Annotated in this window: 16 protein-coding genes and 2 pseudogenes; 11 read left to right on the forward strand and 7 right to left on the reverse strand. The window is 66.1% G+C overall.

The genetic code is table 11. From position 1 onward, the window contains the following. The first annotated feature begins 997 nt into the window (after nt 1-997). Both KI385_RS43810 and KI385_RS02845 read left to right on the forward strand, forming a co-directional pair. The gene (locus KI385_RS43810; RefSeq protein WP_281066777.1) at nt 998-1312 is read left to right on the forward strand and encodes a hypothetical protein; all 315 of its coding nucleotides are present in this window, start codon (nt 998-1000) and stop codon (nt 1310-1312) included. A gap of 164 nt (nt 1313-1476) precedes the next feature. Beyond that, a complete protein-coding gene (locus tag KI385_RS02845) occupies nt 1477-2100 on the forward strand; it encodes a hypothetical protein (protein WP_238570651.1) in 624 nt (207 codons plus the stop codon). A 200-nt stretch (nt 2101-2300) separates the two neighbouring features. Here the strand turns inward: KI385_RS02845 and KI385_RS02850 are convergent, their stop codons facing one another. Beyond that, the gene (locus KI385_RS02850) at nt 2301-2879 is read right to left on the reverse strand and encodes a hypothetical protein (RefSeq protein ID WP_238570652.1); all 579 of its coding nucleotides are present in this window, start codon (nt 2877-2879) and stop codon (nt 2301-2303) included. 819 nt (nt 2880-3698) lie between these two features. On the opposite strand from KI385_RS02850, the gene KI385_RS02855 reads away from it, so the two are divergent. Continuing rightward, entirely contained in the window at nt 3699-4007 is a 309-nt protein-coding gene (locus KI385_RS02855) for a hypothetical protein (protein WP_238570653.1), read from the forward strand. Between the two features lie 110 nt (nt 4008-4117). On the opposite strand, the gene KI385_RS02860 is transcribed toward KI385_RS02855, so the two are convergent. After that, nucleotides 4118-4429, reverse strand: a complete 312-nt coding sequence (locus tag KI385_RS02860) for a hypothetical protein (RefSeq protein ID WP_238570654.1) — start codon at nt 4427-4429, stop codon at nt 4118-4120. Nucleotides 4430-4515: 86 nt separating this feature from the next. After that, on the reverse strand, nt 4516-5508 hold the full coding sequence (locus KI385_RS02865) for a GlxA family transcriptional regulator (protein ID WP_238570655.1): 993 nt from the start codon (nt 5506-5508) through the stop codon (nt 4516-4518). Between the two features lie 74 nt (nt 5509-5582). Here KI385_RS02865 and KI385_RS02870 point away from each other — a divergent pair, with 74 nt between their 5' ends. Beyond that, nucleotides 5583-6170: a cysteine hydrolase family protein gene (locus tag KI385_RS02870; protein ID WP_238570656.1), complete on the forward strand. Its 588-nt coding sequence runs from the start codon at nt 5583-5585 to the stop codon at nt 6168-6170. Nucleotides 6171-6520: 350 nt separating this feature from the next. Next, on the forward strand, nt 6521-7081 hold the full coding sequence (locus KI385_RS02875) for an isochorismatase family protein (RefSeq protein ID WP_238570657.1): 561 nt from the start codon (nt 6521-6523) through the stop codon (nt 7079-7081). Nucleotides 7082-7383: 302 nt separating this feature from the next. Here KI385_RS02875 and KI385_RS43815 read toward each other — a convergent pair whose 3' ends face one another. Both KI385_RS43815 and KI385_RS43820 read right to left on the reverse strand, forming a co-directional pair. Further along, on the reverse strand, nt 7384-7719 hold the full coding sequence (locus tag KI385_RS43815) for an arylamine N-acetyltransferase (protein ID WP_281066779.1): 336 nt from the start codon (nt 7717-7719) through the stop codon (nt 7384-7386). Beyond that, entirely contained in the window at nt 7707-8237 is a 531-nt protein-coding gene (locus KI385_RS43820) for an arylamine N-acetyltransferase family protein (protein ID WP_281066780.1), read from the reverse strand. The genes KI385_RS43815 and KI385_RS43820 overlap by 13 nt, the downstream gene beginning before the upstream one ends. A 241-nt stretch (nt 8238-8478) precedes the next feature. Between KI385_RS43820 and KI385_RS02885 the strand changes: the two genes are divergently transcribed. From KI385_RS02885 to KI385_RS02905, 5 genes and pseudogenes are all read left to right on the forward strand, one after another. Then, on the forward strand, nt 8479-8883 hold the full coding sequence (locus KI385_RS02885) for a hypothetical protein (protein WP_238570658.1): 405 nt from the start codon (nt 8479-8481) through the stop codon (nt 8881-8883). 63 nt (nt 8884-8946) lie between these two features. Further along, on the forward strand, nt 8947-9417 hold the full coding sequence (locus tag KI385_RS02890) for a hypothetical protein (RefSeq protein ID WP_238570659.1): 471 nt from the start codon (nt 8947-8949) through the stop codon (nt 9415-9417). Nucleotides 9418-9560: 143 nt separating this feature from the next. Continuing rightward, a complete protein-coding gene (locus KI385_RS02895; RefSeq protein WP_238570660.1) occupies nt 9561-10223 on the forward strand; it encodes a GOLPH3/VPS74 family protein in 663 nt (220 codons plus the stop codon). A gap of 22 nt (nt 10224-10245) precedes the next feature. Beyond that, nucleotides 10246-11105, forward strand: a protein-coding gene (locus KI385_RS02900) for an IS5 family transposase (RefSeq protein WP_425357057.1) whose coding sequence is annotated in 2 segments (ribosomal slippage) — nt 10246-10600 and nt 10600-11105 — 861 coding nt in all. Because the reading frame shifts where the segments join, the coding sequence is not laid out codon by codon here. Nucleotides 11106-11178: 73 nt separating this feature from the next. Further along, nucleotides 11179-11553 (forward strand): annotated as a pseudogene (locus KI385_RS02905) (transposase); the annotation flags it as partial. On the opposite strand, the pseudogene KI385_RS02910 reads toward KI385_RS02905, so the two are convergent. Both KI385_RS02910 and KI385_RS02915 read right to left on the reverse strand, forming a co-directional pair. After that, nucleotides 11532-12925 (reverse strand): annotated as a pseudogene (locus KI385_RS02910) (ISAzo13 family transposase); the annotation flags it as partial. The pseudogenes KI385_RS02905 and KI385_RS02910 sit on opposite strands and share 22 nt — an antisense overlap. A 178-nt stretch (nt 12926-13103) precedes the next feature. Beyond that, on the reverse strand, nt 13104-13526 hold the full coding sequence (locus KI385_RS02915; RefSeq protein ID WP_238570661.1) for a TauD/TfdA family dioxygenase: 423 nt from the start codon (nt 13524-13526) through the stop codon (nt 13104-13106). Nucleotides 13527-13696: 170 nt separating this feature from the next. On the opposite strand from KI385_RS02915, the gene KI385_RS02920 reads away from it, so the two are divergent. Beyond that, complete coding sequence (locus KI385_RS02920; protein ID WP_238570662.1) at nt 13697-14173, forward strand: NUDIX hydrolase; 477 nt, start codon at nt 13697-13699, stop codon at nt 14171-14173. The last annotated feature ends 6 nt before the right edge of the window (nt 14174-14179 follow it).

Here is a 14179-nt window from a genome sequence, read left to right on the forward strand (position 1 = left end):
GCCGAAGGCCATCAGGTCGTCGCGCCGAAAGCCGGAGCAGCACCCCGAGCACACCGTGGGACTGTTGGCCCAAGCCTGGATGGGGCGGAGCCAATTGAGGCCGAAGAGACACGCTTCCAGTACCTGGCGGGTTGCCGCGCCCATGCACGTTCAACTCGCCACATGCCGCGCTGGAACTGACCAGGAACCGACGAAGGCACCTTCCAGGGCGGGGCTGACACCCTTGTCCCAGCACTCAGCAAGCTGACGCCAAGATCCGGACCGTGCACGGACCAACGCTCTGACCAGGGCAGCCACGGTTGCCGTTTCAGCAGGTCAGCAACAAGGGGAGCTCTGTACCACCAACAGACGAAGAACCTGCTGGTGGGCCTCTACCTGACCCACGGCAGTCACGCTACGTAGCTAAAGCAGCGCCTCAGGTAGGGGCTCCGACGGCGCCCCGTCCAGCTGCACGGACCATCCCTGGGGAGAATCTGGGGAGTTTGGGCGGCGCTGGGGAGCGCGTGAGGAGAATCGACTGCGTAACGCGGCACGAACCTGAAGGACGCTGAAAGATCCATTTCTGCAGGTCAGAGGCCCGCATGACCACATCATCCCAGGTCAGGGCGGCTAGGTAGAGGACTTCAAGGCGGAGGTTGGGCTCGGTCTGCTTCTCTTCGTCGGTCCAGCCAAGTGACGGCTCTCGGTAGCTGGCGGTGTGGGTATCGGTGTGTGGTTGTCGCGGCGGGCGTCGGCGTCTGTGGTGGCGCGGGCTCGGTGGGCGCGGTCGTTGTATTGCCAGCGGTGTCCGGCCCGGTTCCTGCCTGAGGAAGCCCTCACGGTCCGAGCGAGCGTGACCGTGTCCCGGAGCCCCGCCCTGTACTGGGGTGGGGCTGTTTCGTGTCGGCCTCAGGTGGGCGACTTCGCGCCCTGCTGAACAACCGACTCCGCTGGCAGGCTCTCGTCTTCTGACCGGGGGGGATTGATGACGCTCACATGCCCGCGCTGCAAGGATCACGTGCAGGTGCTGGATTTGCCGGAGTACTGGCGGTCGTTGCCGCGTGAGTCGGAGGCGCGGTCGAAGCATGCCCCGCCGGAGGCGTACATGGCGCAGTGGCTGTTGCCGGTGGGTGCCGGGGTGTTGGCGGCCGTGCTTCTCGGGTCGGGTGTGGTGGCGGCCGGGATCGCGCTGCTGGTGTGTGCGGCAGGCTTGGGCACGTGGATGTTGCGTCAGACGTCGGCCGCCGAGGAGGCGAAGGCCGTGTGGGAGCGGTCGTTGATCTGTCTGCGGTGCCCGGTAACGTTCCCGCGGGAGGATGCGGTCGCGGTGTGACCGGTCGCGGAGAGATGAAGTTCGTTGGGGGAATCAGTGTCTCGGAACCGACAGGACCGTAGGACGCGCTTACGGCTGGTGCGTGGGAAGTGGCCGCATCCTCAGCGGGTGCGGAGGCTTCGACAGAACAGTGGGACGGCTCGACGAGCTGGATTTCGACTTGATTGGAATCTAATTACCGGCCTAATAGCTGCCGGGGCCTCATATTCACGGGGGTTAGCACTTACTATGGTGCCAAGGTTGCCCAGGATCAGCTCGATCAGTCACGCAAAACCACGGATGAGGAGAGCCGCGCTCAGGCGTCTCGCGTTTACATGTGGTCTGAGCCATCAAAGAATTACACATATGCCACCAACGGCGTTTTCGCAAACCGCTCCCTCGACCCGGTAACAATCTTAGACCTTGCATTTACCACCTTCGGGATCGATAATAAAACGGGAAAATCTTACGATGAGCTGCACGACGTCATCGTGATCCACCCTATCCAGCCCTGCTCAAGCTTCACCATTACACCCCCCGATATCATCCGGGGTGACGGGGAGCGGTACTCGGCGGAAAACACTTACGTAGATTTGCTACTAATCTACTTTCGAGATACAAACGGAAAGCAATGGGTTCGAGCCGGCGACGGGAAACTCTCACCCGTAGAAGGAAATTTCGGTATCGCTGACTTCAAAAAAATGCTCGGCCACAGACTCGACGCATTCAAGCAGGTGAACGACGTAAAACAGCCGGACGTCATGAACCCCAAGGGTAAACCGCTCGAAGACTGTGCGGCTGGCAGTTAGGCGGCGGGATGGCGCCCGTGGTTGCCGCGGCGGGCGTCGGCTGCGGAGGAGGCGCGGGAGCGGTGGGCGCGGTCGCTGATCTGCCGGCAGTGCCCGGCGGCGTTCCTGCGAGAGGAGGCTCTGGCCGTCTGACCAGACCGGCACCGAGAGGTAGCGTAGAGCGGCAAGCGGTAGCGAAGACGCAAGTCAGGGCTGCAGGATTAGTCTGGCGCGGGTATGTAACTGCTGTCGGAGTTGAGTCCTTCACCGATGAGTTCGAAGTTGCAGACTGCGATGAATGCCCCATGTCGGCCCATCATTTTATTCAACGCACCATCCCTCTCTCCTCTAGCCTGGGAATGTTCTTCGGTTCCAACCTCCTGCTGATGCAGCTTCAATGAGGACGCAATAAATTCACAGCAGGATTTCCGGAGCGCTTCGACATGCTTCGTCACACCCTCTGGCCCGAATATGTATGCCTCTTCACACGCGACGATGACTGCTTTTTGAAGTTCTAACAGCGTGTTCCCGATATCTTGAGATTGCGTGTAGTCATTGGGTGGCACGTCAGGATTCGGCAGAGCTCTCTCACCGTGCGAGAGCTCTTGGACTGCTTGGATCACTTGCCCGTAAGCCCTCCGTCGCTCTTGGCGTACCCAGTGCCTGTGCTCGTTCTTTGCCCCGCCAACAACTTGATGTCGTGCTGCTCGCCAGCTGGCCCATCCGCCGACTGCGGCGCCGATGATGGCTGCGGCGAAGCCGATGATGGCGGCGTATAAGGCGGCCTTGCCCTCGTCCACGCGTTCCCCCTGAGGTCGTGTGCAGGGGGAGGTTAGCGGCTGGGCCAGCTTGGACGACGCGGTTGAGGACGCCCTGACACCTGTAGGTGATTTTCAGACACGTCTGCCAGCGCGGCGGGTTCCCTGTGATCGAGTGTCTGCACCCCGGGGCGATCGCACAGCTGAAGGATGGTTTTGACACCCCCCTGCAGGGAAGTGCCAGGTGGGAACGCCATCCTGACCTGCAGCATTGACTAAATTACCCACCTTCGACCAGCCCCGGACTCTCGAGACCCAATACACGTGCAATGCAGCCTCAGTGAGTCTCAGTGAGTTTCAGGTGTCCAGGATTCGATCGCTTCCAGTCTGTCTGGATCTCGGCGGCGCTACTGTCTGAGCAGCAAAACAGCCGAGGTGGTGGAACACCTCGGCTGTGTAAGTGCCTGCGGGTTGCACCCCGCTCAGCGAGACCCCTCGTATCAAGTTTGGAGTCGTTCATGACGGTAGCACCTGGATCAAGTTTTACGCGTCCCGGGAAGCGTTCCCGGCCGCAGGCGTCTGAGGCGTGGTGTCTGACGTTGGGGCGCCGTGGTCTGCAGGTACGCGCCAGCCATCATCTGCAACTGGCGTTGTCGCCGGCGCTGCTGGCGTGGCTGGTCAGCCTCGGGGCTGGTGGGGCTGGCGCCCACTGGCTGCTCTGACCGGGACTGCGGCGACGCCCCGTCGGTGTTGGGCGGGGCATCGCCGCGGCGGCGAATACCGCACCAGATCGTTTAGTGATCGTTTATTGAGGCTCGGCAGGATGTGAAGTGTCGGGAAGGATCCTTCACAGGGGACGGTATGGCCAAGCTGTATCTGGAGAAGCTCAAGTGCGTCACGGCTGAGGACTGGAGCGGCTTCGATGAGCCGAGGCTTGTTGTCCAGAATCGCGGCACTGTGTGGAATGGGACGGTGCTGGGGGGCCGGATGTACACCGTGAAGTACGACTGCGACTTCACGGGAACGATTGCCGTCTCTCTCTGGGAGGACGACGGCCCGGACAGGGATGACAGGCTCGGGAAGCAGTGGATTACGGATACGCCTGGTGAACGCAGTCTGCACTTCAGGGCGGATGGCGCTGAGTACAAGCTGCTGTATGCGGTGGAGTAGGTAGCTCGAACTGCGGCAGATGGAGGCCCCGCCGGCCCCGGATGGAGCGCTGGCGTGCGGTACTGCAAGAAGCCCCTGCCCGGTTCGGGCAGGGGCTTCTGCGATTCCGGTCAGTCCTCGTCGGCGTCGTCGATGTGCTTGAGCTTCATGCGTGCTTTGACGAGGTCGGGTCCGGTGAGGGCGTCCCAGTGTGGGTGGCTGTGGACCTTGCCGATGAGGTCAAGGAGGTTCCGGCGGAGTTCGGTCTCGTGCGCCTTGTCGTCGTCGCTCCAGCCGGGCGAGGGGTCGCGCTGCCGATCGCGCCAGTAGCCTTCGCCGGGTTTGCCGTGCCAGCCGTCAAGGGGCTCCGGGGCATGCGGGTGCGCGTCGAGGAATGCCTTGAGGTCGGCGTTGACCTGATCAAGGTCACGCCGCAGTTGCACCAGATCGTCGGGAAATGTGACTGAGCGCGCAAGCTGGCCCGTGAGTGGTCGAGTTGGCCCGGCGGAGCGTAGTGGCTGGCCCGCAATCAACGCGTCTGTGCAGAGGGCGGTTGCTCAGCGAACGAGGTGCGGTAGGCGCGCGGGCTGGTTGCCAGGCGGGATACGAAGTGCTGGCGCATGGTCACCTCGCTGCCGAAACCGGACCGGCGGGCGACCTCGGGCACGGGTAGGTCGGTGCGTTCGAGGAGCTTCTGGGCCGCCGCGATGCGGTGGTCGACAAGCCAGCGCAGCGGGGTGGTCCCGGTGGCTGCCGCGAAGTGCCGGGCGAAGGAGCGCGGCGACATCCCGGCACGGGCGGCGAGCGCGGACACGGTGAGTGGCTCGTTGAGATGAGCCAGGGCAAAGGCGCGCACCTCGGCCAGCGCGTCCGCGTCGCGGTCGGCGTGCGGTGTCGGATGTTCGATGAATTGGGCCTGGGTGCCGGTCCGGAACGGTGCGGTGACCATGGAGCGGGCGACTGTCGCGGCCGCCTCCGCGCCGTGTGCGGCACGCACCAGATGCAGACACAGGTCGATGCCGGCGGCGGTACCGGCGGAGGTCCACAGATTGCCGTCCTCGACGAACAGGGCGTCCGGCTCGACCCGCACCCGTGGGTGCCGGGCCCGCAGCAGGTCGGTCAGCGCCCAGTGGGTCAGTGCCCGGCGGCCGTCCAGCAGTCCCGCCTGGGCGAGAGTGAACGCACCGCCGCACAGCGCGGCGATGGTGGTGCCCCGGTCGTGGGCGCGGCGCAGCGCCGCCAGGACCGGCTCGGGTGTTGGGGTGACGTGGTCGTCCAGGCCCGGCACCAGGATCAGTTCGGCGCAGGGGAGCCAGGCGAGGGTGCGGTCCGGTGTGAGCGCGAGCCCGCCGCGCATCGGTACCGGTTCGGGGCCCGCGGCCACCCGGCGCAGCTCGAACGCGGGCACCCCGCGGTCGGTGCGGTCCGTCCCCCATACCTCGGTGATCACCGAGACGTCGAAGGCGCGGATGCCGGGGAAGGCGAGCAGGGCGATGCGGTGGGCCGGTGACGGTCGGGTCACCCTGGCAGTAAGCCATCGATCGCTGTCTTTTCGTCTTCTGTGAGCGGGCCCGGCGGGGCGGCAGGATCGTGGGCATGGAGATCACACAGAACGCGGCGCTGGTAGTGGTGGACGTGCAGAAGGGCTTCGACGAGTCGGAGTTCTGGGGCTCACGCAACAACCCGGCCGCCGATGAGAACATCGCCTCGCTGATCGTGGCCTGGCAGGGCACGGACCGGCCAGTCGTCTTCGTGCGGCACGACTCGAACAAGCCTGGCTCGCCGCTGCGGACCGGGTATGAGGGAAACGACTTCAAGGAGTACGTCCAGGAGCGGCGCGGCAAGGGCGGCGGTCCGGAGCTACTCGTCACCAAGTCCGCGAACTCGGCGTTCTACGGCACCCCCAACCTTGACGAATGGTTCAAGGCGGCAGGCATCACCCAGGTCGTACTGGCCGGCATCCAGACCAACATGTGCGTGGAGACCACCGCCCGCATGGGCGGCAACCTCGGCTACGACGTGCTGGTCGTCCTCGACGCCACCCACACCTTCGGCCTGACCGGCCCGAATGGCTGGCATCTGACGGCCGACGAACTCGCCCGGGCGAGTGCCGTCTCGCTGCACGGCGGCGGCTTCGCCCGAGTGGTGACGACCGGCGAGCTCGTGGCCGCCACCCGCCCCTGACACCCCAGGTCAGAGGCTACTCCCTTGGGTCTTGTGCGCACTGCAGGGACACCTGAGAGAGTCGCCTCCCACCCTGTGGGCCGCCTCGCTCACCTGCGTGGTTTGCGCAAGAAGCGGTATGGCGGGCCGGGTTGGTCGGCCGAGGGTGTGGCCGGTTCCCCGGCGCTGGCGTCGGCGCCAATATGCGGGTTCACCTCACGGGCGGGCCAGCAGCAGCGCCCTGGGCTGCAGCACGGACCGGACTTCCTTGTGCTGCTGCCTGGGTGGCGGCGCTGATCGACGTCCGGCCCGCTGTCGGTGGGTGGGGCTACCGTGCGTAGACACGAGCCCAGCGAGAGTAAAGGAAGATCATGACCATATTGGAGAACCGGCCGAACACCGCGCTCCTTGTCGTCGACGTGCAGAAGGGCGTCGTCGAAGGGGTCCACCAGCGCGACGTGGTCGTCGCGAACGTCGCCAGCCTCGTCGAGCGGGCGCGGCGGGAAGGGGTCCCGGTCGTCTGGGTCCAGCACTCCGACGAGGAGCTCACGAGAGGGAGCGACGACTGGCGGATCGTCCCGGAGCTCAATCCAGAGGACGCCGAGCCGCTCGTCGAGAAGAGCTACGGCGACTCCTTCGAGGACACCACTCTGGAGACCGTGCTGTCGGGACTCGGTGTTGGGCGGCTCGTCGTCGTCGGTGCGGAGACCGACGCGTGCATCCGCTCGACGCTCCACGGCGCGTTCGCCAGGGGGTACGACGCGACGCTGGTCAGCGACGCCCACACGACGGGCGACAAGACAGCATGGGGTGCGCCCCCGCCGGACCAGGTCATCGCGCACACGAACCTGTACTGGACCTACCAGACGGCGCCGGGGCGGACGGCTGGGGCGGTCGAGACCAAGGACGTCGTCTTCGGCGGTACACCCTGACGACTTGAGTTGCGCCCTGCGGGCCAACCACGACGCTCACCCGGGCCAACTCAAGCGCTCACGGGCCGGCTCGGCCGCTCAGTCACACACGTTGTGACTGAGCGCTTGAGTTGGCGGGTTTCGCCGGCTCAAGCGCTCAGCCGCCGCCTACGACTGGTCGCGCGCCTCCTCGAAGGACTGATCTCGAAAGGTCCCTGTCGAAGGATGCTTTTTGGGTCTGTCTGGGCACCGCTACTGGGACAGTGCGTCCGTGAACAACGCGGCAGCGCCCCCGGGCCGCTGGCGGCCGTATGGCGGCGTAGCTACGAGGGCTGGGTGGCCGTGGCCTTCCAGGCCAGGTGGGTGGTGTGGACTTTTTGCCACAGGGCGTCGCGGTCGGCGGGGCGCAGGTCGTCCAGGGTCAGCCCGAAGCGGCTGCCGAGTACCGCGAACCACTCCTCGCCGGTGGTCAGCTCGTATTTGTGCCGGCCGTCGACGTCGGTGCGGGTCAGGACGCAGCCCCGCAGTGCGTCGAGTCCTGTGGCGTCCCGTCGGAACACGCAGGCCGTGCTGACGAACGGCGAGTCCGGAGAGGTCGAGAGGTGTTGATGCCGCTCGGCGAAGTCGGCCGGGCTGGCGGGCGCGGTCAGGAAGTCCATTCCCGGGAAGGATCCTTGGGATCGTGATCGAACCGCCATCCGCCCGGTTCGGCGGCTGAAGGGCGGAGGCCGAATGTCATCAGCCCCTGCTGGTATGTCCCCTCCCGCAGTGGCATTGGTTCATGCAGTGCGTCGGCGAGACCGACGTCCGCGAACCACGTGCGGCCCTCGCATTCGACGGTCAATGCGACGTGGTTGCCGTTCGCTCCGGCGGGCATCCCTGCATCCGGCTGGAGCCCGGCGACGTGCCACTGGACCTCGTATCCGAGCGTGGTCAGCAGCGTGGCGAAGGCGCCGTTGAGGTGGTAGCAGTAGCCGCCGCGGCCACGCATTATTCGGTCGGCCGACTCGTACGGATCGACCGTCGTCGGCCGCCCCAGCTGGATCTCCAGCGTCTCGTAGGGCACCTGCTCGACGTGCGCCCGGTGCAGGGCGAACAACCCGGCCACCGACGGCGCCCTGGGAGCGGGCAGCCCGAGTCGGCGCAGGTACTGCTGGGTCTTCGAGGCGCTCAACACGACTCGCATCCTATTCAACGAAACCAGCGGGTTCGCAGAATCTGGTGGTAGCCGTGGCAGGAACTCGCTGGTGGGTTGTGGGTTCTGTAGTGAGAGGCGCTCGGGTTCGTGCCCGACGCGTCAGGCAAGATGAGGGCTCCAATCGGTTGGGGAGGGGCCTGGGGTGGGTTACGTACTGCAGGCGGTAATCGCAGGGGACGAGCTGCTGAGTGCCGCGGCACGGGACGTTCCGGGAGCCCGAGTGGCGCCCCTTCGGCAGGGCCTGTCGCTGATGCCGATGACGGATGAGGTCTTCGACGGCGTCACGGACGGCAGCGCCGCAGGGGATCTGGGTTTTTGGCGGCTGCCAGGTGGCTTCGAGAGACTGCTCGCTCAGTGGTCGGTCTCAGGGCCGGTTGCCTATGTGGAGGCCGAGTACCTTGGTGGCGTCGGCGAGCAACGAGCCGCCGTCTGGGCTGACGGGGCACTGGTGCTGGGGCCGCTGGATGTGCCAACGAAGAAGCGGTTCTCCCGAACAGTCAGCCCGATCTCCCAGTCCCTGGGGCGGCTGGGCACGCGAAGGGGCCTGGGTGAGGACGAGTTCGAGGCCGTGGGGCTGGACCGCCACCGTGACAACGAAGGCTGGATCTCGTCCAGCGCCTGCTAGGCCGTCTCTTTCGGATCACCGACCGGCATACTGGGCGTCATCCAACGGTTGGAAGCAGACAGCATGCAATTCGACATATTTCGCATCGGCGCAAGCCTTGCGACTGCCACCGTGATGGCATTCGCCCCGTCCGCTTGCGGGACAGCCAAACCCGCCCCCACTCCGAAGGCCGTCACTCATGCCGAATTGGTCGGCCGGTGGGACGGGGAGGGGGAATGCGGATCGCCGATCGTCCGGCTACGCGACGACTACACCTTCTCCAGCAAGGACTTTCCGGTCCAGTGGGACGGCCCCGGGCCGGACTCGCAGGTGACACGCCGTTCAAGCGACGGGAAATGGCATGGGGTCAACAACGACCCCGGCCTGACGCCTTATCTGGTGCTTAGTTTCAAGAATCACAACGACCACCAGTTTCTGCCGTTCCATCTGGAGCACGGAAAGCTGTGGATGGACGGGACTGTCCACGCGGACGGCGGGGACCCCTATCCCTACACATGTCACTACAAACGCACTTCCGCCGACCCTGAGGCCTAGGCCGTCTCGTTCGGATCAGTCCGCGGACCACGCATGAGGTGAGAGGGTCGGGCCAGGGCCGGAATTAAAGGAGGAACCTCTTAGCGGTCCCGGGCGTCTGATCATGAGAAAGCGATCACGGGGCGTATACGGGGGTAGTGGGTATGGCGATCACACTGGCCGAGGAGATCATGCTGCTGTCTCTGGACGATGAGTCCGGGTCGGCGAAGCAGCGGAGCGCCGCTGGGTGGGCAGTGTCGGGAGGCATCCTGCTCGAACTGGTCCTGGCCAGGCGAGTGTCCGTTGCAGGCAAGCACCTCGCACTGACAGATACGACGCCGACCGGGGACCAGTTGCTCGACAGCCGGACGGCACTGATCGAGACCTGGCTGCGCGGTCGCAAGAAGGGACGGGTGACGGAGTGGTTGACGAAGGACCAGGCCAAGTCCGTCGGTGCGGCTCTGGAGAGCCTGTGCCAGCGCGGAGTGGTCGTGGAGGAGAAGCGCAAGGCACTCGGAGTGTTCCCGATACGCCTCTACCCCGAGGCCGATGGCGCCGTTGAGGCTGAGCTGCGGGAACGGCTCCGCGCCGTCGTACTGGGCGGCGCCGAGCCGGACACACGGACGGCGGGCCTGATCGCGCTGATCCACTCCGCCAAGCTGCACCGCCTGGCCTTCCCCGACAGCCCGCGCAAGGAGGTCGCCGCGCGGATGGCGCAGGTGGCCGCCGGGCAATGGGCAGCCGAGAGCGTCCACGCTGCCATCCGCGACATGCAGGCGGCGATGGCCGCGGTCATCGTGGTCACGGCTGCCACGGCCGGGAGTTAGACCATTCCTTTCAGATCACCGGATCGTTGGTCCGGGTGTGCTGTTGACTGATGTGCAGTGGGCGCGGATTGAGCCGTTGTTGCCGGACCGGACACCGAGGCGGGGTGGCCGGTGGCGGGATCACCGTGAGGTGATCGATGCGATCGCTTGGAAGTTCCGGACCGGATCGCAGTGGGTGCACCTGCCGGAGAAGTACGGCAACTGGAGGGGCGTTTACAACCGCTTGCGGATGTGGGCCGTCGACGGCACCTGGGAGCGTGTCCTCACTGCGCTGATGTCCCAGGCCGACGCCGACGAGGATCTGAACTGGGTGGTCTCGGTGGACTCCACGATCGTGCGCGCTCAACAGCACTCGGCCGGGGCCCGCAAAAAGGGGCCCCGGCCGGCGAGCCGCACGACCATGCCCTCGGCCGGTCCCGCGGCGGGCTGAGTACGAAGATCCACCTTGCGGCCGATGCCCGATGTCGGCCTCTGGCCTTCGTTCTCACCGCAGGACAGGCGGGTGACGCCCCCACTTTCGGGGACGTGATGGCCCGACTGCGGGTTCCCCGTCGGCGTGGACGGCCCCGGACCAGGCCCAACGTAGTCCTGGCCGATAAGGCGTACTCCTCACGCGCCATCCGCGAGCACCTGCGACGACGCGGCATCCGGGCGGTGATCCCCGTCCCGGCGGACCAGCGTGGCCACCGGTTGCGGCGAGGCAGCCACGGCGGCAGGCCACCGGCCTTCGACCGCGACGCATACAAGCAGCGCAACACTGTCGAGCGGTGCATCAACCGCCTCAAGCAGTGGCGAGGCATCGCCACCCGCTACGAGAAGACCGCCACCATCTACCTGGCCGGACTCCACATCGCAGCCATCTTCCTCTGGTCCACGAGGTGATCCAAAACGAAACGGCCTAGTACTGCAACGGTGTTTGGCGTGACGGTTGGGCAGGTGGGTCGTTGGTCTGGTCATGGGTGGGGACCTTGTTGCAGTCAGGGTGTGGGCCGGTGAACTGGATGCTGTGCATGAGCGGTTCGTGCATCGGTTTTCCAGGACGGAGCCGCGGGAGTCGGCGCTTGCCTCTAAGCGGGGACTGATCGCTCCGCTGGAGCGGAAGAACGGCTGGACACTGGCCGAACAGGCCGGTCATGCCGCTCCGGACCGTATCCAGCGGCTGCTGAACCGGATCGAGTGGGAAGCCGATGAGGTCCTCGACGATGTGCGTGACTACGTCGCCGAGAACCTCGGCGACCCCGAGGCCGTGCTTATCGTGGACGACACCGGCTTCCTGAAGAAGGGGACCCGTTCGGCAGGGGTCCAGCGTCAGTACTCCGGGACCGCGGGGGCCTGTGTCTGAATAACTGTCAGGGTTGATCTGTGGTGGTTTCGCCGTGTAGCGGTAGGCGGGCTTGTAGTTGTGCGAGGGTGCGGGCCGGGGTTCCGGGCAGCGGAGTGACCACGATGCGATGCAGGTCCAGGAGGCGGTGGCCGTCTTGGAACTGGTTGGACAGGTTGGTGCGGCCGACGTTCAGGAGCTGGGCCAGAAGTGTGCTGGTGACGGCTCTGCGGCGGCGTAACAGGGCGGTCAGCAGACGGTGGTAGTGGTCGAGGCTGCTGGTCTGCGGGTGGAGGTAGCTGCGTGGGCGGTGGAAGCGTCGTTGGAATGCCGCCTCGGCCAGGGCGTCCCAGTACGGTTCCGAGATGGTGACCAGGTGGTCGAAGGCGGAGCGTGACATGCCTGTCAGGGCCGGGTCGGTGAGCATCGTGGTCAGGGCGGGGTCGATCCGTTGTCGGCTCGCTGCCGGCTCGGGGAGCCGGGGAGGGAACGGTGCCAGGGTGTAGTTCCAGTCGCCGTGGAAGGTGTGTGGTGTGATCGGCAGGGCGTGGAACTCGGCGGGTGGGACTGCGGTGCCCAGGTCATATCGGCCGGTGTCGAGTTCGGCGCCGATCCTGAGTCCCGTGCGAGTGGTCGTGGCGGCGATGGTGTCGATGACGGTCTGGTAGCTGGTCAGGGGCCTGCCCCGCCAGTTCGCGGTGATGTGGCAGAACATCCGGTGTTCGCTCTTGTTCCACTTCGATGTTCCGGTGGGAAGTGGCTGACCGTGATCTCGAGTCCGCTTTCCAGGGCGAAGGCGGCGAGGTGTTTCTTCCATGTCCAGCGGCGGAGGTCGTTGGAACCGCCGCAGTCGGCGGTGATCAGCAGGCGGGTGGCGTCCGGGTGGTCGCCGCGTCCGCGGTGCTGCCACCAGCGGCGGATGGATTCCACCGCGAATTCGCCCGTGTCGTGGTCGGTCCCGACGTTGACCCAGCCGGTGTTGCGGGCGATGTCGTAGATCCCGTAAGGGATGACCACGGGCTGGTCACTCGTGGTGAAGGTGTGGCAGTCCACACGGATGGGATTTCCGCTTGGACGCCAGGTGCGGCCGGGCCGGTCACGGTTGCCCAGCCATTCCTTGGCCTTGGTGTCCACGCTGATCACCGGCTGGTCGTCATCGAGGAATGCGGCGGCGGTGGCGTTGATGTGCGTGAACTGAGCGTCCCGGTCCGGATGACTGGCGCCTTCCGTGGTCTTGGCAGTGCCTTGCAGGCTGTATCCCAGGGTGTGCAGCAGGCGTCCGACGGTCGCCGCGCTGATGGGGTTTGCCCTGAGTGGTCAGTGCCGAGGCCATGGACCGCAGTGAGAGCGTGGTCCAGCGCAACGGCGAGACCGGATCGCCCGATGGCGCCGCGCAGGCGGGAGAGGTACGGCTGGGCGATCGGACTCCACCGGGCCAGACCGTCCTGGCGCAGCCGTATGGAGATCCGTCCGTCGGCGTGGGCGGTGAGGACCTGGGTGGTGTGGCCGGCCCCCGCTCCGAAGTACGCGGTACGGGGCTGGGCCAACGTGACGGCGGCTTATCGACAACTGCCCACGAGCAGGTCGTAGACGTCGCGTCCGTCGGCGAGGAGGACGTCACCGCCCCTGGGCGCGGGGCGCAGGCACACCAGGAGCATCAGGCGTGGCGGCCTGGGGATACCGGATCGTTCTGTGTGCGCTTGCAGTTCGCCGCTGCCGAGTCCGGCGAAGCCCGCACGGTGGGCGTGGCTGCCCGTGTCGCGGATCAGGGTCAGACCGTCCGGCGCGCTGTGCGGGTGCGGTGTGATGGCCATCACCCGTGTGGCGAACGTCAGGACCTCGTTCCGGGTCTGGAGTCCTTCGACGGTGACGAGGCCGGTCTCGCGAAGCTGAGCGGCGAGCACGTCGCCGGCGTGCGAGGCACGGATGTTGACGTAGTGATCAGCGAAGAACGTCACGGAGCCTGTTGCGGCATCGCGCATCGCCGTACTCCTTCAATCGAGGCAGGTGTGATCAGGGTGGGGATCCGGGGCTGTCGGGGTAAAGCGACTGATTGTCGACTCGGGCAAATCGCTCGCGACGGAGGCGGGTTGGGTGATGCGTGCTACGTTCCAAAAGCCCGGGTCGCATACCGCAGGACACGAGGACCGACATGACGTACATGCCGCCGCTCCGGCCCGTCTCCGTGAAGGGCGTCGCGCTCGATGCGCGGGACCGCGTACTGCTGCTGAAGAACGAGCGCGACGAGTGGGAACTGCCCGGCGGTCGTCTGGAGATCGGCAGCGCGGATGGTGCCGTACCGACGGACGCCAGTCCCGAGGCTGCGCTGGAGCGGGAGATCCAGGAAGAGACGGGCTGGGAGGTCAAGGCCGGCTCGCTCATCGACGGTGGGACATGGATCTACCAGCCCATCCCCGGGCGGAGAGTGCTGATCGTCACCTACGGCTGCACCGTGCTGACCCCCGACCGGCTGCCGGTCGTCAGCCACGAACACAAGCAGCTCGGCATGTTCACCGCCGACGAGGTGCCCGGGCTGAACATGCCCGACGGCTACAAGCAGGCCATCGCCGGCTGGTACGGCCGCAGGCACGCGGACCCAGCAGACCTGGACGACTCCGAGCGGATGTAGCCGACG

This window comes from Streptomyces inhibens, assembly GCF_022221585.1.
GTDB lineage: Bacteria > Actinomycetota > Actinomycetes > Streptomycetales > Streptomycetaceae > Streptomyces > Streptomyces inhibens.